Here is an 18,467-nt window from a genome sequence, read left to right as displayed (position 1 = left end):
AAGCAAATCCTGGCATCCATATTGCACCGCCAGCTTGCCGGTTGATCCCGGTCCTGATCGCATACTCTGATCAGGTTAGGCTCGCCGGGCTCGAGGTGGTTGGGGTCTTCGCCCGGCGAGTTTCCATCGCAATACGCCTTGCTCGCATCGATGCAGGAATATAATCCTCTAGTTGCGGCGACCCTTCAACGGAGATCGCATGCCCCAAAAAACCCTCGCCGACACTTTGGCCGCTCGCGAAACCGTCTATGTCAATTGCGCCCACCCGATGTGCGGCAGATCGACAAAGCTAGATATCCAGGCGCTGATCGACAGGCTCGGGCCGGATCACGGATCGATGCATCAGGATCTGGTCGGGCGCTTTGGCTGCTTGAAATGCAGCCGCTGGCCGCCACCGTAGGCCAGTGTTCTTCACATGCATTCCTGACTACGAAGGTCAGCAGCGGGAGCGGAACCACAACTGGAGACCGACTTTCGAGAAGCGTTAGGAATCATCTCTGATTGAGTTGGCCGGCGCCCGTTGGGCGGGGGGCTTGGGGTAAAGGCGCCGGCCAGTGACGGGCTCAAGAGTCCGCCGCCATCTTGAGGTAGGGTAAGGCGGTCCGTTTCCGTATGGTGTGATCGCGTAAGCTAGAGCCTCGCCGGCAGCACCAGCACCACGACCGCTAGGTCGTAAACTCATAAACGATACAGACTGAGGCGTCCCAGCTTGTCGTCGGTCGGCTTACCGTTCATGGTTGCGTGATGGACCATGCTCGCTCGGATTTCCTTCCCGATGAGGTGACCGCCGCCGATCTAAGCGGGTGGGCGGACATTTTGCCAGCACGATGCCGTGTCGTGGGAGCCAACCTATTCGCCGACATATTTTTAGCTGATGCCAACGGTGCAGTTCACATGCTGGAAGTGTCTGCGGCTTCGATCACAAAGATCGCTGCTTCTAAGGAGGAGTTTCGTCATCGGTGCATCGATGATGAAGATGGTTGGTTGTTGCGCCCACTAGTGGATCAGTGCCGGTCGGCGGGGATGAACCCAACCGCCTCCCAGTGCTACGCCTTCACGACGCTCCCCCAGTTCGGTGGAGAGTATAAGACCGACAACATCTGGATGTGCTCGTGGAGTGAGTGGATCAGCTATACGGCCTCGATCTACGCGCAGACCAAGGACCTGCCGGACGGCACCCCGGTTTCGATCAGCGTTGTCGATTGAACGGCTTGCCTGAGCCGAGAGAAGCTGATTCAGCGTCGGCATGAGCCGATATGATCTGACCGACTTCGAATGGCGCGTGATCGAGCCGCTGCTACCCAACAAATCGCGAGGCGTTCCGCGCGTCGACGACCGCCGCGTGCTGAACGGTATCTTCTGGGTGCTGCGATCAGGCGCGCCGTGGCGGGATCTGCCCGAGCGCTATGGGCCGCGGACCACCTGCTACAACCGGTTTGTGCGATGGCGGAAGGCAGGCGTATGGGACCGCCTGATGGACGCCATCAGCGCCGCCCACGACGGCGCCATACAGATGATCGACAGCACTTCCATCCGGGCGCACCAGCAGGCTGCGACGGCAAAAAAGGGGGGCAAATCATTGTCTCGGTCGATCGCGCGGTGGGCTCACGACCAAGATCCACGTCGTCGTCGACGCGCAAGGGCTCCCAATCCGGCTCGGCCTGACAGCAGGACAGGCACATGACGGTCAGATCGCTGATCGGCTTCTCGATCATCTTGGCCCACGCACCATCGTGCTGGCCGACAAAGCCTACGACGCCGACCGCATCCGGGAACTGATCCAGGAGCAGGGTGCCACGCCCAACATCCCGGCCAAGAGCAACCGGAAATGGAAGCCCTGCTTCAGCAAGCGGCTCTACCGCGAGCGCAACCTGATCGAACGCTTCTTCTCCAAGTTGAAGCACTTCCGTCGCGTCTCAACCCGCTATGACAAGCTCGCCGACAACTTCCTCGCCATGGTCCAGCTCGCGTCAATGCGCCTGTGGCTGCGCGCTTATGAGTCTACGGCCTAGAATGGCCATCAGGAGGCAAGCGCACATGCCTACCATGTCGCGCTGCCGGTATCGCCAGACGGCGCCGGGCTAACTGCGGTGACGGCCTAAGCCATGCGGCGCTTAGATAGGGCCTCTAATAGGTCCGCTTCCTCCGTGCTCCCGCACCGGAAAACGCTGACGATTTCCTCAGCGAGGTCCTCCCTCTGTTCCGAGTCTTTTTGGGCTAGGCGACGCTCGATACAAAGTTGGTTGAACACCCGCTGGAGCAAGTCCAGATCAGTAGGCTCGAATACTCCGCTGTAACGCGAGAATGGCATAACGGCAGCCCTCATTTTGCCGTCCCTTACCCTATTATTCTGCCACCAACTACGACCAACCTCAAGGCGGTGGCATTCGGGGCAAGCTTCGCCCCCGCAAGGTGGCGGTTGGACGATTTCAGCGTCGTGTATAGACATTCCTATAACCGACGATCTCCGCCATTCCGGCTTTGCCTATGCCAGGAATGTTCCTCAGTGTTTGTTCATCCATGAAGAGAAGGCGCTCAGGAGCATCGATTCCGCAATCGAGGGTAGTGCCTCAGTTTGAAATTGCTTCGCGTAGGGACACCCCGCAATAGAAATGGCCAGTGCATTTGGGAACTTTGGCCAAGCCTACACCGGCCATTACGGATTTGTGCGAACCCGCGTTAGGAGGTTTACAACCATATCAGCGGTCACTCAATCGACGCCAAAGGTGTAGGCGCTACCCACCCGTTGCGGGCTCGGCCACGTCCAGCGGCCCGACGGTCGGGGGCTGGGGCGCCTTTGGCTTGACCGCCGGGCCTAACCGGCCAAGGCAAGCCGGCCGGCGACGTTATAGGCCCGTCAATCTTCGCTGCTACTTGGCAAAACGGCGGTGTTCTCTTCCCTCAAATCGGATGAGCCCAGAGTCGCAACCCGAAGTATGCCTGAGCTTCATGAGTGAGCGCTAATATGGTGAACAAAGGATGAATCACCGCTCGCCACCTCTCGGGCAGCGGGCGGCTCACTGCGGAACTTCGACGGAAATCTTGATCGCGGCATAGTAAGCCGCAACATTGGCGATGTCTTCATCGCTCAGGTTCTTGACGACCGCCGACATCATTTGACTCTTGCGCTGTCCGATCTTGTAAGCCATCAGCGAGTGGACGAGATACTCGTACTTCTGCCCGGAGATATTGGGCGTGTAAGACAGTTTGCCGATGCCATCCTTGCCGTGGCACACTTGGCATTGCGTCATGACTTTCCGGCCGGCGATGCTGTCGCCTGCTGCCTGCACAAATGACGAGGTGACCACGAGGGCAGCCAGGCCAAGGATCAAACCACGCATACTATGCGCCCGGACGTGTCGAGTAAGTTTCTTGATCATCGAAGTCCTCCCATCGCGGCCTTTTTCCCCTTTGGCCTGACGCAGAAATTAACTGCCGGTGCATCGCGCGAGTCCAGCAATTGGGGATTGTGTAAAACGATACACTCCGCAATGCGCCTACATTTCGCTGTTGTCGATGATGCCGGCTTCGCCGTCGGGCAGATGAGTGGTTGGCGCCGGCTTCTTAAGCCTCACCCCAGCACCACCGCCGTTCTCGGGGATGAACTCAACGCCTGCCGCCTCGAGGGCGCGCCGGAGCTTGAGCAGCGTCTCAGGATCTCCGCCGGACTTGCCTGTCTCAAAATTCGTGATGGTGTTCCGATGAACGCCTGACTTCTCGGAGAGGTCGCGGACACTCCAGTTAACAAGGCCGCGGGCGGCTCGCATCTGTGCGCTTGTCACATATACCCCTGTGTGCTATTTCCACATGTGTAAATTACACAGTGTGCTGTTAGCACAAATCAGGAGGCAAATCCAATGCCGAAACTCACAGTTCCGGCAGCCGGCGAAGCTGTGCCTGCTGCCGAGGGAATGCCTATCATTGGGCGGTTTTCCCGCCGCGCCTTACTTGGCGCCTTCGCTTCTGTTCCGGCCATAGGAGTCGCTACAGAGGCGCTTTCGTCAACCGGCATCGCAACACTGGAGCTACCATGCATCCGCGTTAGGAGGCTCGCCAGGGAACGGGCGCTGGCGCTTGACGACTGGTCGACCGAAATCGGCAACCCCTTCATGGTGGCCCATATCTACCCGGCCTCGATGTCCGATCGCCCGATTGCATTCGAGGATATGCAGGAGTCTTGGCGACGGCTCGATCCAGAGAACAGGAAGCGCCTACTCTCGGTCATGAAGCGGTGGCCGTCATGAACGCGCGCACGCCCATCCTACAGCCCCTCGGTATGCCGAAGGGAATGAACCCACGCGAATGGCGCGAATCGGTCGAAACATGCCTTAACGACCTACTCGACCGTGCAATGTCACTCATAACAGCGCTGGATCTGATGCAGGCCGATTGCGACATGGAGGAGACCGGCGACCTTGAGGCGTCGCTTGGCTGGACGGTGCTCGGTCCTACAAATGGCGGCGCCAACGACGATCGCGAAGCTGATGGCGATCTAGAGGACAGCGGCGATGAGCACGAGCCCTCGTTGGGCTGGACCGTGACATTGAACCAGGACCATGCGCTTGCGGCCGGCGGCGGCGACATGGCTTTCTTCGATGGCGAGCAGGACGCAGGCGACGAGCCCGAGATTGTCCACGACGGCGAAACGATGACGTGGGAGAACGATCCCGAATCGCAAGAAGCCTTGGTGTCGCTATAAGAGTTTCCGAGCTTCTCAAAATCCTCGCGGCGATGTCGCCGGAGCAAAAGGTGGCGCTGATCGCGAAATGAAACGGTTCCTCGCTGCTCGCCAGTAATTCCGCAACTTGGGGAGTCTATGGCCCGCTGCCACCGGCAGCGGGCTTTTTGTTAGCCCACCGCCCTCCGGCTGGACAGCAGGCGCCTGGTCTCGATGTCATCACGGGAAATCCCGATGTCGCTGAGCAGGTCGTCCGGTGACTCGGTCAGCTCGTCCATTGCCTTCAACCGCGCCTTCTGTGCGGCTCGGCGGCTGAGCCAATCGACAAGGGGACTAACTGCGACAAGAGGAAGCTTCATAAGCATCCGAGTACTCCTCACCGCTTGCAGATACACCCCGCGCAGCAAGCTAGGTCCGATGCGTCGATGCGTCTGTGACAAAACTCACAGGCCCGTTCGGCAAAAACTGCCCGGCTGCCGCTGGTGGCGGGCTTTCTTTATCTTGTGGCAGAAAAGTCACGCAGCTTGAATATGCAGAGCTTCAACCGGCGCGCGCTTATTATCCAGCTAAGTGAGGCGTACCGTCGTCAAACGGGGGCAAAGGGGATGGGCAAAGGGGCGCCCCCTTGACCGCGACGTTCATTTCCTCCCGAACTAGGGCCCGCCGCCTCACGGTGGCGGGCTTTTTCCCCATAGTGGGCAACGCCATGCAGCCAGGAGGGCCTTATAGACGATTAAGGCCGCCGGATTTTGCCTCTCTCCCGGGTGATCCACCAAGTACTTGCACATCGCCAGCTTGTTGGCCCGTGACGCCCTGGGGGACACAAATGAACTTCCGCTGCAAGAAGGTCTGGCCAGACAAGTCGACGCCACCCAAGTTCAGGTCGTTCAAATCGGCTACGCCCATTATGTAGCCCCGCGCGAAAAGGGGCGATCCCGTACAGAAATCGTGCAGGTCGTTGCCGCTGAAGAAATTGGCTTGTGCCGTAATGGTCGAGCACATCAAAGGAAACACAGCCCATCGCCACTTTGCCATCAGCCCCTCCATGTCGCGTGGACCAGCGGATAGTCGCAGGAAACTAGCGGGAATCAAAGCTGGTCGCCAATCGTCCGCCGCCCAAGTGATTCCAGCAAAGCAATCGGGTCCGGCGTACCTATAGCGTACCTATCGCCAAAATCGGCGATTTTGCTGCGTTGCTAAGTATTTGAAAAGATTGGCTCCCCGGGCCGGATACAGTATCGTGATTTTGTCAGCCATATCGTACACGGCAACTCTGAGCAATCCCTCGAAAACAAAGGAGTTGCTTGAAAAGCGTAACCATATCGTCTACTGCTAGCCACGAACCCAATAGCGGGGAAAAAGCGGGGAAGACGTCATGGGGAGCCATACTCGCAACGTTCTAACGGTCAAAAAGATTTCCTCAAGCAATGCCAAGAAGCTACGCGACGGCGGGGGCTTGTGGCTGGTAGCGAAGGGCGCTGGGCGCTATTGGATCCTTGACTACCGCTTCGGCGGCAAGCGGCGCGAGATGGGTCTTGGGCCGCTCCATACAGTCGGGCTGGCCGATGCACGAGAGAAGGCGGGAGGGGCGAGGGATCTCCTCAAAAAGGGGGTTGACCCCGTCGAGCACAAACGTGGCGCTGCAATCATTGAAGCGGCCAAGGCCGAGATGGCGGTCAAGAACTTCGGGGATTATGCCGACGCGTACATTGACGACGCCGTTAAGGCGGGGAGGTGGCGCGGTGCTAAGACCGAAGCCGGCTGGCGTAACACCTTGACAAACCATGCCGCGCCGCTTCGTCCGAAGGCGATCGACGATATTGGGGTTCAGGACGTTCTGTCGGTCCTTCGGCCGCTCTGGGGTGAAAAGCAAGAGACCGCCGAGAAGCTGCGCGAGCGCATCGAGCGAGTGCTAGACTCGGCTAAGGTTGAGGGCTTGCGCAGTGGTGAGAACCCAGCCGCATGGCGGGGCAATCTGGAGCATGTTCTGCACAAGCCGGACGCACTAGCCGGCGCCAACAATCATCCAGCATTGCCGTACAGCCGCGCGCCAGGGTTCATGAAAAAGCTCCTCGGCGTCGACGGAATGGGCGCGCGCGCTCTCGAGTTCACTATCCTAACTGCCGCAAGAAGCGGCGAGGTGCGCGGCGCGCAATGGGATGAAATCGAACTTGCTGCGGCCATGTGGATCATCCCAGCCAAGAGAACGAAATCCGGTAAGGAGCATCGCGTGGCATTGTCGGATGCGTCCGTAAGGCTACTGAAGGCGACCCCGCGGTTCGAAGACAACAAGTTGGTTTTTCCGGCAATGCGCGGCGGGGAATTGTCCGACATGACGCTGGCGGCAGTCATCAAGCGCATGGACGCAGCCGAACGAAAGGCAGGGCGCGAGGGTTGGATTGATCCGAAACAACTAGACGACGACGGCAAGCCGAAAGTCGCTACCGTTCACGGGTTCCGGTCGACTTTCCGCGATTGGGCGAAAGAGATTTCAGACCACCCGCGCGAACTTGCCGAAATGGCGCTTGCGCACGCCGTTGGCGACGCCACAGAGCGCGCCTATTCGCGCGGAGATGGACTAGAAAAGCGCCGTCAGCTAGCCGCGGATTGGGCGAACTATTGTTCTGGCGGGAACTAGGCGTATGTTGCGGAAATGCAACATACGCCGCCGCAACACATAAAACGCAATAAAAGATGCTGGTTGGTAGCGGACGTTTGCGCCTCTGAAACCTATATATAGAAGTGAACCAAGTGGACGACATTGCTGTCCATTAGCTCCGAACAGGTCGGGCGGTACCGCCGCTAGTTTGCCCCGCAGGGCGACTCATAAACCCCACCCATACTCTCAATCAACGCCACAAAACCGCGCCGGATTCTGTCTGGCCGCGAGGGGGTTTTATGCAACACGCAAACGACAACATCGCTGTCTTGGTATCTTTGAACGATGCGGCCAGGATGACGAGCCTAAGCCGTTCCATGCTTAATCGCTATCGCGGCGATGGTCGCTTCCCTGCAGCCGTGCCGCTTGGCGAAAAGAGGGTGGCTTTCGTCGCTTCTGAGGTGCGCCAATGGATTGACCAGCGCATCGCGGCGAGGGCGGCAGCATGACCAAGCCCTCCGAAATGACGATCGAGGAAATCGACACCGCGCTTGCCGCCGTTCGCGCTGTGCAGGCGTGGCGGCTGGCGCAGCGGGAAGCCACCCGCCGTTAAGGGCGGCCACAAGCGACGATCCCTTACTTACCAAGAGCATCTAAACGGCCGGTTCCAAGGCGTGGAACGGGCACGCCAAAACGCGAGGTTTTAATGGCCGCTCTAGCCAAGCTGAAAACAGACGATGTCCTCTCCATCCGGAGGAACCTGATCGCTTCCGGCTATCGTATCGTTCCATGTAAGGGCAAAGTCCCTATCGGCTTTAAAGGTTGGCAGGATCTTCGCGCCACCGCTGAGAATGCAATCGATTGGGAAGCGTCATTCCCCGAAAACCGCTCCACCGGCATTCTAACCGGCGATGTTGTGGCAATCGACATCGATATCCTGAGGCCGGAACTGGCCGTGGCCATCGCCAACATGGTGCGTGAATTGCCAGGCGGCGACTCGGCGCCGATGCGCGTAGGCAAAGCCCCCAAAGCAATGTTCCTCTTCCGCACGACCGATCCCCGCGAGAAGAGCGCCAGCGACTGGTTCAAGATCGACGGCATAGATCAGCGAATCGAGGTGATGGGTGTCGGTCAGCAAGTCATTGTTGACGGCATCCATCCTGAAACAGAGCGGCCATACGAATGGGATAGGCCACTGCAATCGGCCAGTGAGTTGCCGCTACTTGATTGGGGATCGCTTGAGCGGATGCTCGCGGACGCGTCGGCATTGCTTGCCTCCCATGCAGAGCAGCGCAAGGCAGCACCGAGGCCGCGAAGAGCATCGAACGACAATACCGCGGATAGCTTCTTTCGTCGCGTCAACCAGGCCGCACTTGACGATCTCAGTGCATGGGTGCCGGCACTTGACCTACCAAAGACCGCTCGCCACGGAGAGGGATACCGGGCCGTCGCTGTTTGGCGCGGCGTGAAGAATGCGAACCTGTCGTTTCACCCGAGCGGCATCACGGACTGGGGAAGCGGCGAGACACACACTGCAATAGACGTCGCCAAGAACGTCGGCCGCGGAGACGGCGTTGCGAGCGCCGCTGAATGGCTGTGCGAGCGCCTGGGCAAGCGCAAGGAGGATCTTGGTTGGGTCGATAACGGCGAGCCGATGATGCCATCGCCCGAGGCTATCAAGGCGCTTGTTGCGAAGAAGTCGAAGCCTGTCGACAACGACCCATTTACTCCGGAGGCGGTCGGCGGCCTTGGCGGCATGGTCGCGGAGTGGATCCTGAACACGTCTCGCCGCAGGTCGCCAGAGCTTGCCGTGATGTCGTCCGTTGCGTTCCTGGCGGCCTTCTACGGCCGACGCGTCGCCACGCCCACAGGATGCGGGGTGAACCTGTACCTTGCTGGCATTGCCGGGCCGGGGTTCGGCAAGGAGGCGCCATTGGCTCGCCTCGTCAATTTGCTGCAGTCTTCCAAGATGGCCTATCTGATCGGGCCGGGGGAGGTCACCAGTGCGGGCGCCATCGAAAAAGTGCTTCGTAAGAAGCCTGTGATGGTGATGCCATGGGATGAAGTAGGCGACGTCTTGGAGTCAATGAACGTCGGCAGCGCGGGCACTGGAAATTGGGCAGCTACGATCCGCAGGGCAATGCTCGAGTTGTACAGCAAATCCACGGGGGTTTGGTTCGGCAAAGAGCGAGTCGACGAAGACAAGAACAGCGACCCGATCCATTGCCCCACAATGTCTGTCGTCGGTACATCAACGCCTATCCGGTTCTACGGGGGACTGACCGAGGGAAACCTGAAAGACGGATTTGTCGCGCGATGGATATTCATCGCCCCGAAAGCGCGACCGTCGCGGGCAAATCCGCAGGATAACGGTCTGCACCTCCCTCGCGCGCTCTCCGAAGCGGTCACTGACGCGCGGGAGCGGTTCCCGTGGCCTAAGCGTGTAACCGGGGGCGAAGCCGCCTGGCGCACGGCAGCGAGCGTTCCGTCGCTGGTCGAAATTCCGTGGGCAGACGCAGCAGCGGAACGCGCATGGCTGGCGATCGAGGACTGGCAGGAAGAAGAGATTATCCGGGACGAAAGCCGCGACGGCATCATCGGCCGCTTCGCAGAGAACGCAATCCGCCTGGCCACACTGCGCGCCCTTTCACGTGGTCCATCCGGCGCGGCTGTTACTGTAGAAGACGTCGCATGGTCGCGGCGGGTGATGGACGCCAGCATCGAGGCCATCGAAAACGGCATCGACAAACACATGACGTCGAGCAAGTTCGAGACGCTGTGCAAGGCCATCGTGGCAGCGCTTCGAGGCGCAAAGGACGGCCAGCTTTTTCGGGCCACCCTACTCAGGCGGCGCGGTGTTCGTGGAGCTGAAAATCGAACGTTCGATGATGCCATAAGGCGCCTTCAAGAAACCGGCGAGATCGAGCGAAGCGACGGCAAGACCTATCGTCTGTCAGAGGCGGGATGGGGGTGAATTGCACTTGCCAAAACCCTTGCCAAACGCTTGCACTTGCCACGGACGTGCACGGATTTTGAGCCGTTTTTTGTGCATGCCTTTGGCAAGTGGCAAGTTTTTGGCAAGTGGAAATCAGGAGGATGTTCATATGTAAGTGTATGATATATATATATGTATTTTATATTTGTCTGTCACTCACTTGCCGACTTGCCGCACTTGCCACGACCCATGCGCTCTTTGGGTGACGTTCAGGTTTTCCCCTACCGTGGCAAGTCGGCAAGTCGAACCAAAAACACGGGTCTGAAGGAGGGCTGCGATGATCGATTTGGATAGCGTTGAAGAGGCCGATGATGGTGATGGCGAGAGTGTCCACGTGTATGGCCTCGACCCAGTGGACGGGAAGTGGAAGTGGGAATGGGTCACGGCGGCAGAACTATGTGAGGCCGGCAGGTTCGACCTTGTCGAGATGTTCTGGCCGTCGCGCAATGAGGAGGCAGCATGATGTCCCGCACCGTCACCACTGGCGACGGCAGCGTTCAAATTCGCCGCCTGTCCTGGCAAGAATTCTGGAAAATCCGGCCTGACCTGAAGCCTGCCAATGACAACGCTAGGTCGGCTCCTCAAGGTCGTCGTAGCCCTGCGGCTGGGGTCGCTTCTCATAGTCGACTGGAGGACGCAGCATAACTTCGGCCTCGGCTCGGCCGAACTCGCGGCCAATCTGAAATGCCGCGTAAAGTGCGCCCAGGCTGATTAGGAAACGAAGCATGATTTGTCCTCCTCTTCAGAAGAGTAACCCCCGCGGCGGGCAGATAGTTCCGGGGGATCGGAACCGCATCGATCAGTATCCGTTGCCTCTGATCGACGGGCGAGGAGCGCAGCCATGGCAGTTAAGAAAACGACCGACACGAGTCGAGTTAGGAAAGGTGCCGAACTTGAAGTTGAGCACCTGACCGAGGTGACAGACGTGACTCCCAAACAAGCGCGGGCGCTGCTTCGCAAGCACGGCGCAGACTGGCCGAAATTGAAGGACGAGGCGGATGATATGAAGGAGGAGGAAGATGACTGAGGTACGGGGGCGTTCCGATCCCTGGCTGGCGCGTTTGCACTACCCGTCCGCGCACAGCGGGCGGCAGTGCCGGTCAAAGCCCCTAGAATAATATTGGGAGAATCCCTTGAAGACTTGGATTGAATCCTTGGCCGCCCCCCTCAGGTGGAGTCCAGAGGCTTAGCGTAGATCTGTGGTCGCCCGTGAATATCGACACGGCCAAGCCGACTAGACCGAGAAAGAAGGCAAAGCGTTCCATTCGGTCTCCCCTCCGGGTGCGGATTAACAGCTTAACTCAATGAGTTGAAACCGCCAGCGGGGGGGCATGTCGATCTCTACGGGTGTCGGAGCCTGTACCGCCCGTCAAGTCGAGCGTCATCGCTATTACAGATTTTCCTCGCGCGTGCGCGCAAGCGCGCGAGGGGTCAACATTTGAATTGCGGCTGTGCGTACATTCGGCGGTGTCCGGAGCAGACCGCCACAGGTATCCAGATGCCCCCCCGGGGGGCATTTCGATAGCTGGCCGAGGCCGCCGCCCTTACCGGTTTCGCCCCAACGCGCACATTTTTCCAATTCAAATGTTGAGGGGTCGCAGGTTGCTAGACGAACGCTTCAGGCTGATCGCCAACTTCGCATCGCAAAGGCAAGCTATCATCCTATTCGTCCCGTCATCGCAAATTTTTTGAAGATACTTGTGGGCCGTTGGTAAAGCAGGGCGGTCGCCAGCGAACAGGTATTGTGTGAGGACTGGTAGAGGGAGAGCAACTGAGATCCAACCTTCTCCAACTCGCACTGGTTCCGCGCAAGCTGGCGTCCGCATCATTGTCTCCGCTCTCGAAACCAGGTGCTACCGAGTTCAAGGACGACCGAGACTGCGGATCCCGTGATGCGAATCTCATGATGCGGAAACCGCTTGGATCGCGCTGGTAGCCCGCGGCACCCGCCCCCGGCTTTGTCGGCAGGCCGGGCGGGGGGGCGAGTGTGGGCCCCATCACGGCGCACGCCGCCAAGGGGCAGGATGGCGGCGCTGCCGTATAAGCTCGATCGATCTCGTACGGTCCTGGCATCTGAACGCTGCAGCACATCGAAGCGCGTGGCTAGGAATGTAGCTCGACAGAAGGGCTGCTCGACCCGTACGCTGCGGTATGGTTGACGTGGCCGACCCTTTCGAGCGGAAGCTTGCGGCGATACTTGCCGCTGATGTTTCCGGCTATAGCCGGATGATGGAGGTGGACGAAGCCGGCACGCTTGCGCGCATGAGGGCACATATTGGTGAGGTCGTCAGGCCCAGGATCGCGGCGCATCGGGGCAATATCGTCAAGACCACGGGCGACGGCCTGCTCGTCGAGTTTGCGAGCGTCGTCGAGGCGGTTGAGAGCGCTGTCGAAATCCAACGATCGATGGCGGAGCGGAACAGCGGTGAGCCTGAGAACACCCAAATCCTTTACCGCGTCGGGATCAATCTCGGTGACGTCATGTTCGAGGACGGAGACGTCTTCGGCGACGGCGTAAACGTGGCCTCGCGGCTAGAGGGGCTCGCCAAGCCGGGCGGCGTGTGCGTCTCGGACATTGTGCATCAGGCAGTCGAGGACCGGATCCAGGTTCCCTTCCGTGACATGGGCAACCAGCGGGTAAAGAACATCTCCCGACCCATCCGTGTCTGGCAGTGGACGCCCGACGCGGCGCTGCAGACGACTCGACCTGTCGAGGCGGCGCTGCACCAGAGGGTGCAGTTCGCGACGGCGTCGGACGGCGTGCAACTGGCTTGGGCCAGCATTGGCCAGGGAGCGCCGGTGCTGAAGGGTCCGAACTGGCTGAACCATCTTGAGTATGAATGGCACAGTCCAATTTGGCGTCCGATGCTCGCGAAGCTCGCCAAGTTTTGCCATCTCGTGCGGTTCGATCAACGCGGAAACGGCCTCTCGGACTGGGAGGTTGAGACTATATCGGAAGATGCAATGGCCGGTGACATGTCCACAGTCGCGACCGCTGCACAGGTGGATCGGTTCGCGCTTCTCGGCATCTCGCAAGCCTGCGCCTTTTCCGTGCGCTATGCTGTGGAGCATCCGGAGCAAGTGACATGTCTCGTCCTGCTGGGTGGTTTTGTCCGAGGTCGGCTAAAGCGACCGGGCCTCGACCAAAGGAAGCTGTATGAAGCCGGGGCGATGATGATCCGCGACGGCTGGGGCTCGCCGAATCCTGTTTTCAGGCATTTCTTCACTTCGACGTTCATCCCCGACGCCCCACATGAGATTATGGCGAGCTTTGACGAACTACAGCGCATTGCCACGAGCCCCGAGGCGGCGATGCGACTTTGGCAAATGAACAGCAAAGTTGAGGTGACAGAGCTGGCAAAGAGGGTCCGTGTGCCAACGCTCGTGCTGCATTGCGTGGGCGATCGCGTCGTGCCGATCGAGGAGGGCCGCCTGATGGCAAGACTCATTCCGGGGGCGATGTTCGTCGAACTGCCGGGAAATAACCACGTGCTCATTGAAGGCACGTCAGCCTACGACCAGTTTTTCGAGGAAACGGCTGTCTTCCTGGCGATGCACAATCCGGTCGCGTAGCTTACGACTGGTGATCCACTTTGGAACTGCCAGTTCTACGGCAAGCTTTTGACCCGTAGGAGACCTTCATTTGCGACCATGGAATGGCAGCAATGCGCCTAATCTCGGCCGTATAGTTCGGCCTTGCCATTTCCTGAAAGCTGACGTCGCAGGAGACTGCGCTGAGGGCCGTGGTGGGCGCCAAAGCGGCCAGCCGCCAGAGGACCGGAAATTCAGGATTGAACGCGCAAAAAAGTCTTCCAACATTGGTTAGGCCCGATGCGTAAAGTGCGGCCTGCACGCGCTCGCGGTTCTCGGAAAGCGCATTGTCCGGCAGGCCGACGATCTGCATGTTAAGGTGGATTAATTCCGACTATTTTGGCGAACGGTAATGCATGTCTGGGCATCCCATTCATACTCTGCATCGTTTCAAATAAGAGTTGAATGATTGGCTCAAGGTGGCGGGGAACCCCTGCTGCGAGATCATCGTTTTTGGCAGAAAATGAGGAGCAGCAATCAAAGAGCTCAGAGGCATAGATATCGGCATGAAGGAACGTCGTCGCAAACCACAATCAGGGCCAAGTCCCTGGAGCGTTGGCTATTACTTCGAGGCGGTTCTTGCAGGCGAACGAACTCGCGGCAAACTGCTTGATAGTCGGTGCAAAGCCGCGAGTTCTGGCAGCCCATGGAGTTGGTACGAGACCCTCGGACGAGTCCACCGAAGACCGACTGTTGAACCAAATGAGCGACCGTCTAAAAAGCCCTTGGCGTCTTCCCATTAGTGATTAAGGGCGCCTCGGCGACTTTTGTGCTGCTTTTTGCACGTCGGTAAATGACGAGAAATCGGATTTGGCCAACACGCCGGCAATCCTGGCAAAGCTGACAAATGCTTGGCGCGCCTGTTCAGTTGTCATCTGCCCGGCGATTGCGGCGTTGCAGCTCCTCACCGCTTCCCGCACCGAGTTGATGTCGTGTCTCACGTCACTGGTCTTAACCTGCACGGGGGCAAGGAAAGCCAGACTGGTCATTGTTACCTCCCTGTGATTGCAGCTCCCATGACGCGGCTCTTTCGTCTGAGTCTGTCGGGCGGGTAGCCGTTCAAGGAAAAAGTTCGAACGTTTCGTCGAGGCCGCTCAAGTGGATCGGTGTGCACGACATAGTCCAGTTCCTGCCTCTCAGCGAAGGCCACCGCTGCTTCCCTTGTCGGAAAATTCAGCTCCACCTGACTGAGTGTGTCACCGCCACCGCAATAGCCCATCAGATGATCAATGACCGGCGGGGTTCGGCGTTCGAACACGAGGAGCCAAGGCCGGCACGTGACCCGCGCCGATGTCGTGACCGGGCGGCTTGGCCGAAAGATCCGTGCCGATTGGTGGGCCACTGGAGCCGGGGTGTTGAGACCGCCATCGAACAGTTGGAGTTCCTCGCCCTGCCAGGACCTTGAGGTGATGCGGCTCGATTGTTTGGCTCCTGTGAGTAGCTCCGTCATTTGATGTTCCTCGCCATCTGCGAGGGCCGGGGCTCATCGAGCCCCGGCCCTTTCGCGACCGTCATTTGTTGCCGTTGATTGCAATGCGCTTGGCGTTTGCCTGCGCCTTTTTGGTCTTCGGCAGTGTCACGGTGAGCACACCGTTCCTGAACGTGGCCGCCACCTTGTCGTCTTCAACCTCACGACCGAGACTGAAACGCCGTTCAAAACGCCCATAATAGCGTTCGCTGAACTGGCGGTCCTTGTCCTCGGACTCTGCTTTCTTCTCGCCGCGAAGCGTTAGAACACCATCATCCAACATGACCTCGACGTCGTTTTCATCGAGGCCAGGGATTTCGGCCGTCACCCGGATTTCCTTGTCGGTTTCCGAGAACTCCACGCTTGGCCAAGTGCCGTTGAGAGGGGCCATGCGGCTCAACACCGAAGGCGTGTCAAAACCGCGGAACACCTCGTCGAATAGCCGGTTGACATTGCGGTGCAGCGACAGGAACGGATCCATGTCGTCACCGCGATAAATGCTCGGTGCCTGGCTGCCGCCACGGCTCCAGGGAATCAAGTCACGTACGCTCATTTGTCCTTCTCCTTTTCGTTCTATGGGTCGCACCCGGGGTGTTTGCTGCAGGCCGACCGCCAAAGATCAGGCCGCCGCGCTTTCAATACGCTTGGAGGCCGCCTTCTTGTCGGTCTCGACATTGATCGCGATGCGGCGCGGCTTCATCTCCTCGGGAATTTCCTTCTTGAGGTCGATGATCAGCAGACCGTTTTCGAGCTTTGCCCCGACAATGGTCACATGATCGGCCAGTTCGAAGCGGCGCGCGAACGACCTCAGCGCCAAGCCATGATGGAGGTACTGAACCTCGTCGTTCTCTGTCTTGGCGCCCTCGATCACGAGCATATTTGGCTCCTGCGTGATCGTAAGCTCGTCTTCACCGAAACCGGCGACCGCGAGGACAATGCGGTAGGTGTCTTCGCCGAGCTTGGCGATATCGTAGGGCGGCCAGTTGTCCGCGTTCTGCGGGGGGCTGGCGTTTTCGAGCAGGTTGAATATGCGGTCAAAGCCGATGCTCGACCGGTAGAAGGGGGAAAAGTCCAGGTTCGTTCTCATAACTACATCCTCCTTGGAGCAACATAGATACGAGGGAACGCCAGGAAGCCTGGCGCTCCCTGACACATCGGTCCCTTCACGCGGCGACCGACGAGAATGAGTTGGGAATTGATTTCCGCCGCGTCAAGAGGATCGCCAATGCAGTTTCGCGACCGCCTTCGGCTGGTGGCAACTGCTCCATCGAATACCCATCTGCTTCGCTAGCATTTCGAACGGAGGAAAACGATGACCATGACACGCCAAGACGTTGTCTCGGTCCTCGGACCCGTGGACAACGCGACGATTGCGGAGATCATCGCGTCCGGTGCCTCGCTCGAGGAATTGAGAGAGGCATGGGCCTGGGCCTTTGGTGATGAGGCGTTGATGAGCCAGGGACGACCGCTGCCGGGAACACGGGTGGCAGCGCTAATCGACCTGATCGAGCCCGACGACGAAGCTGACCTGGTGGATCCGGCCCGGGGGGACCCGGGCGCCGGCTATTGAATGGTGAAGATACCGTTTACGGCCTGCCATTCGGAAGGCCGGATCAGGCAGTGATGGGCGACACGCACGGAATGGAGCGCGCCTTCGGGTTCGCGCTCCCAGTAATCCAGAAACCCTTTGAGGATCGGGAATTCCGGCGCAAGATCGTATTCCTGCCAAACGTAGAGCTGCAATAGGCTTGGATGATCGGGGAGATGATAGTGGATCTCCGCGGTCGTGAGACCGTAGCCCTCCATTTCTGCAGCCGGAATTCCCTGCTGACCATGCGTCTCTCCTATCGCGCGCGTTCAGGCATCAAGTCTTTGCGGGCGTTCTCGGTCCCGCCGTTCCTTGAAATCCCAGCCAACCTCGGCGCGAATGTCGTCCAGTCGGCGAAGTGCATCCATGACGGCGTCAAATGTCACCAGACTCGCAGCACCTGGTGGTTTTCGCAGCGCAGGCATGGATACGACGGCGCAAGCATCCGACGCCCATGAGGCAAGAATGGCGCGCTTTTCCTGAATGTCGAGCGTGCGGTCGCCCACCACCTCATCGGGGTGATTAAAGTGCCGCGCCGGGAAGAGCAGGCGGTCAAGATCAGAGTTTTCAGGGGCGATCGAGGGGATGTTTTTCGACAAGGTTGGTTCCATTGACAGTCTCCGCTTCCTATCAATCTCCTTGGCATCGTTGTGTTGCAGTGGCCCCTTCTCGGGACTCCAACCGCAAAAAAATTTCGTGGAGTCCGGTCGAATTTCAAGGCCTGAAAATCGCGCGCGCTAGCGAAATAGCTTTATGAATTCATGTCGCTAGCACTCCGAAATGCCGAGTGCCAAAATTTTTACAGCGACCTCTTGAAACTCGAAAATTCCAAAACTAGCTCGATAATGTGCGCGACGCCTGAAAAGGGTCGCGGCGCCCCGCACCGGCCCGATATTGCCGATCCGGTGTGGAGGAACCTCGAAAATCTGTTTGTCCTGAAGGAGAACGATATGACGTTCCGTCCATTGCATGACCGTATCCTGGTTCGCCGCATCGAAGCCGAGGAAAAGACGGCCGGCGGCATCATCATCCCCGACACTGCCAAGGAGAAGCCGCAGGAGGGCGAAGTCATCGCCATCGGCCCGGGCGCCCGCGACGAGAGCGGGAAGCTCACGCCGCTCGACGTTAAGATCGGCGATCGCATCCTGTTCGGCAAGTGGTCCGGCACTGAGATCAAGCTCAACGGCGAGGACCTGCTGATCATGAGAGAAAGCGACGTGATGGGAGTGATCGAGCAGACCGCGGCGGTCAAGAAGGCCGCCTGACCGAGGCGATGGTCCAACCGCAATCCAGTCAATGTAACTGCCTAGATGATGGAGCGATCTAATGGCTGCCAAGGAAGTGAAATTCCACACCGAAGCGCGCGAGAAGATGCTGCGCGGCGTCGATATCCTGGCCGATGCGGTGAAGGTCACCCTCGGCCCCAAGGGCCGTAACGTCGTCATCGACAAGTCGTTTGGTGCGCCGCGCATCACCAAGGACGGCGTCACCGTCGCCAAGGAAATCGAGCTCGAGGACAAGTTCGAGAACATGGGAGCGCAGATGGTG

Annotated in this window: 23 protein-coding genes and 2 pseudogenes; 14 read left to right on the top strand and 11 right to left on the bottom strand. The window is 59.0% G+C overall.

What is annotated here, in order from left to right:
* Positions 1 to 199 precede the first annotated feature (199 nt).
* From AC04SI_RS31455 to AC04SI_RS31445, 3 genes are all read left to right on the top strand, one after another.
* Positions 200 to 400, top strand: coding sequence for a hypothetical protein (locus AC04SI_RS31455; RefSeq protein ID WP_404280622.1), 201 nt, complete (start codon positions 200 to 202; stop codon positions 398 to 400).
* A gap of 344 nt (positions 401 to 744) precedes the next feature.
* Complete coding sequence (locus AC04SI_RS31450; protein ID WP_488475565.1) at positions 745 to 1,206, top strand: T6SS immunity protein Tdi1 domain-containing protein; 462 nt, start codon at positions 745 to 747, stop codon at positions 1,204 to 1,206.
* Positions 1,207 to 1,246: 40 nt separating this feature from the next.
* Positions 1,247 to 2,012, top strand: a protein-coding gene (locus tag AC04SI_RS31445) for an IS5 family transposase (RefSeq protein WP_488475564.1) whose coding sequence is annotated in 2 segments (ribosomal slippage) — positions 1,247 to 1,579 and positions 1,581 to 2,012 — 765 coding nt in all. Because the reading frame shifts where the segments join, the coding sequence is not laid out codon by codon here.
* A 1,005-nt stretch (positions 2,013 to 3,017) separates the two neighbouring features.
* Here AC04SI_RS31445 and AC04SI_RS31440 read toward each other — a convergent pair.
* Positions 3,018 to 3,380: a c-type cytochrome gene (locus tag AC04SI_RS31440; protein WP_404280625.1), complete on the bottom strand. Its 363-nt coding sequence runs from the start codon at positions 3,378 to 3,380 to the stop codon at positions 3,018 to 3,020.
* Positions 3,381 to 3,497: 117 nt separating this feature from the next.
* Complete coding sequence (locus tag AC04SI_RS31435) at positions 3,498 to 3,767, bottom strand: helix-turn-helix domain-containing protein (RefSeq protein WP_404280626.1); 270 nt, start codon at positions 3,765 to 3,767, stop codon at positions 3,498 to 3,500.
* A gap of 90 nt (positions 3,768 to 3,857) precedes the next feature.
* Here AC04SI_RS31435 and AC04SI_RS31430 point away from each other — a divergent pair, with 90 nt between their 5' ends.
* Positions 3,858 to 4,244: a hypothetical protein gene (locus AC04SI_RS31430; RefSeq protein WP_404280627.1), complete on the top strand. Its 387-nt coding sequence runs from the start codon at positions 3,858 to 3,860 to the stop codon at positions 4,242 to 4,244.
* A complete protein-coding gene (locus AC04SI_RS31425; RefSeq protein ID WP_404280628.1) occupies positions 4,241 to 4,699 on the top strand; it encodes a hypothetical protein in 459 nt (152 codons plus the stop codon). The genes AC04SI_RS31430 and AC04SI_RS31425 overlap by 4 nt, the downstream gene beginning before the upstream one ends.
* A gap of 702 nt (positions 4,700 to 5,401) precedes the next feature.
* Here the strand turns inward: AC04SI_RS31425 and AC04SI_RS31420 are convergent.
* Complete coding sequence (locus tag AC04SI_RS31420; protein WP_404280631.1) at positions 5,402 to 5,713, bottom strand: Rap1a family protein; 312 nt, start codon at positions 5,711 to 5,713, stop codon at positions 5,402 to 5,404.
* Positions 5,714 to 6,053: 340 nt separating this feature from the next.
* Between AC04SI_RS31420 and AC04SI_RS31415 the strand changes: the two genes are divergently transcribed.
* From AC04SI_RS31415 to AC04SI_RS31400, 4 genes are all read left to right on the top strand, one after another.
* Entirely contained in the window at positions 6,054 to 7,316 is a 1,263-nt protein-coding gene (locus AC04SI_RS31415) for a tyrosine-type recombinase/integrase (RefSeq protein WP_488475563.1), read from the top strand.
* A 260-nt stretch (positions 7,317 to 7,576) separates the two neighbouring features.
* Positions 7,577 to 7,786, top strand: coding sequence for a helix-turn-helix transcriptional regulator (locus AC04SI_RS31410; RefSeq protein WP_192183518.1), 210 nt, complete (start codon positions 7,577 to 7,579; stop codon positions 7,784 to 7,786).
* 197 nt (positions 7,787 to 7,983) lie between these two features.
* A complete protein-coding gene (locus AC04SI_RS31405) occupies positions 7,984 to 10,251 on the top strand; it encodes a bifunctional DNA primase/polymerase (protein ID WP_488475562.1) in 2,268 nt (755 codons plus the stop codon).
* A 298-nt stretch (positions 10,252 to 10,549) separates the two neighbouring features.
* Positions 10,550 to 10,735 (top strand): hypothetical protein, encoded by a 186-nt coding sequence (locus AC04SI_RS31400; protein ID WP_192183516.1) that lies wholly within the window; start codon positions 10,550 to 10,552, stop codon positions 10,733 to 10,735.
* 105 nt (positions 10,736 to 10,840) lie between these two features.
* Here the strand turns inward: AC04SI_RS31400 and AC04SI_RS31395 are convergent, their stop codons facing one another.
* Positions 10,841 to 10,999, bottom strand: coding sequence for a hypothetical protein (locus AC04SI_RS31395; protein WP_192183515.1), 159 nt, complete (start codon positions 10,997 to 10,999; stop codon positions 10,841 to 10,843).
* 114 nt (positions 11,000 to 11,113) lie between these two features.
* Between AC04SI_RS31395 and AC04SI_RS31390 the strand changes: the two genes are divergently transcribed.
* On the top strand, positions 11,114 to 11,299 hold the full coding sequence (locus tag AC04SI_RS31390) for a hypothetical protein (RefSeq protein ID WP_192183514.1): 186 nt from the start codon (positions 11,114 to 11,116) through the stop codon (positions 11,297 to 11,299).
* A gap of 1,133 nt (positions 11,300 to 12,432) precedes the next feature.
* Complete coding sequence (locus tag AC04SI_RS31385) at positions 12,433 to 13,845, top strand: alpha/beta fold hydrolase (protein ID WP_488475561.1); 1,413 nt, start codon at positions 12,433 to 12,435, stop codon at positions 13,843 to 13,845.
* Between the two features lie 250 nt (positions 13,846 to 14,095).
* Here AC04SI_RS31385 and AC04SI_RS31380 read toward each other — a convergent pair.
* From AC04SI_RS31380 to AC04SI_RS31360, 5 genes and pseudogenes are all read right to left on the bottom strand, one after another.
* Positions 14,096 to 14,182: pseudogene (locus tag AC04SI_RS31380) on the bottom strand (ATP-binding protein); the annotation flags it as partial.
* 427 nt (positions 14,183 to 14,609) lie between these two features.
* The gene (locus AC04SI_RS31375; RefSeq protein WP_488475560.1) at positions 14,610 to 14,852 is read right to left on the bottom strand and encodes a DUF982 domain-containing protein; all 243 of its coding nucleotides are present in this window, start codon (positions 14,850 to 14,852) and stop codon (positions 14,610 to 14,612) included.
* A gap of 2 nt (positions 14,853 to 14,854) precedes the next feature.
* Complete coding sequence (locus AC04SI_RS31370; protein WP_192183511.1) at positions 14,855 to 15,313, bottom strand: NADH dehydrogenase ubiquinone Fe-S protein 4; 459 nt, start codon at positions 15,311 to 15,313, stop codon at positions 14,855 to 14,857.
* Positions 15,314 to 15,374: 61 nt separating this feature from the next.
* Positions 15,375 to 15,884 carry an Hsp20/alpha crystallin family protein gene (locus tag AC04SI_RS31365; RefSeq protein ID WP_488475559.1) on the bottom strand — a complete coding sequence of 170 codons (510 nt, stop codon included), beginning with the start codon at positions 15,882 to 15,884 and terminating at the stop codon, positions 15,375 to 15,377.
* 66 nt (positions 15,885 to 15,950) lie between these two features.
* Positions 15,951 to 16,418, bottom strand: coding sequence for an Hsp20 family protein (locus AC04SI_RS31360; protein WP_192183509.1), 468 nt, complete (start codon positions 16,416 to 16,418; stop codon positions 15,951 to 15,953).
* Positions 16,419 to 16,643: 225 nt separating this feature from the next.
* Here AC04SI_RS31360 and AC04SI_RS31355 point away from each other — a divergent pair, with 225 nt between their 5' ends.
* Complete coding sequence (locus AC04SI_RS31355; RefSeq protein WP_192183508.1) at positions 16,644 to 16,901, top strand: hypothetical protein; 258 nt, start codon at positions 16,644 to 16,646, stop codon at positions 16,899 to 16,901.
* Here AC04SI_RS31355 and AC04SI_RS31350 read toward each other — a convergent pair.
* A pseudogene (locus tag AC04SI_RS31350) lies at positions 16,895 to 17,166 on the bottom strand (usg protein). The gene AC04SI_RS31355 and the pseudogene AC04SI_RS31350 overlap by 7 nt on opposite strands.
* 22 nt (positions 17,167 to 17,188) lie before the next feature.
* Complete coding sequence (locus AC04SI_RS31345) at positions 17,189 to 17,530, bottom strand: hypothetical protein (protein WP_488475558.1); 342 nt, start codon at positions 17,528 to 17,530, stop codon at positions 17,189 to 17,191.
* A 339-nt stretch (positions 17,531 to 17,869) separates the two neighbouring features.
* On the opposite strand from AC04SI_RS31345, the gene AC04SI_RS31340 reads away from it, so the two are divergent.
* Together AC04SI_RS31340 and AC04SI_RS31335 are read left to right on the top strand one after the other, a co-directional pair.
* Positions 17,870 to 18,184 carry a co-chaperone GroES gene (locus tag AC04SI_RS31340; protein ID WP_488475557.1) on the top strand — a complete coding sequence of 105 codons (315 nt, stop codon included), beginning with the start codon at positions 17,870 to 17,872 and terminating at the stop codon, positions 18,182 to 18,184.
* Between the two features lie 61 nt (positions 18,185 to 18,245).
* The coding region (locus AC04SI_RS31335; protein ID WP_488475556.1) for a TCP-1/cpn60 chaperonin family protein at positions 18,246 to 18,467 on the top strand (222 nt) is incomplete at its 3' end.

It is taken from the genome of Mesorhizobium sp. CNPSo 4689 (genome assembly GCF_057784325.1).
Note: the sequence above shows the minus strand (reverse complement) of the source record. Positions and strands in the feature narration are given on the sequence as shown.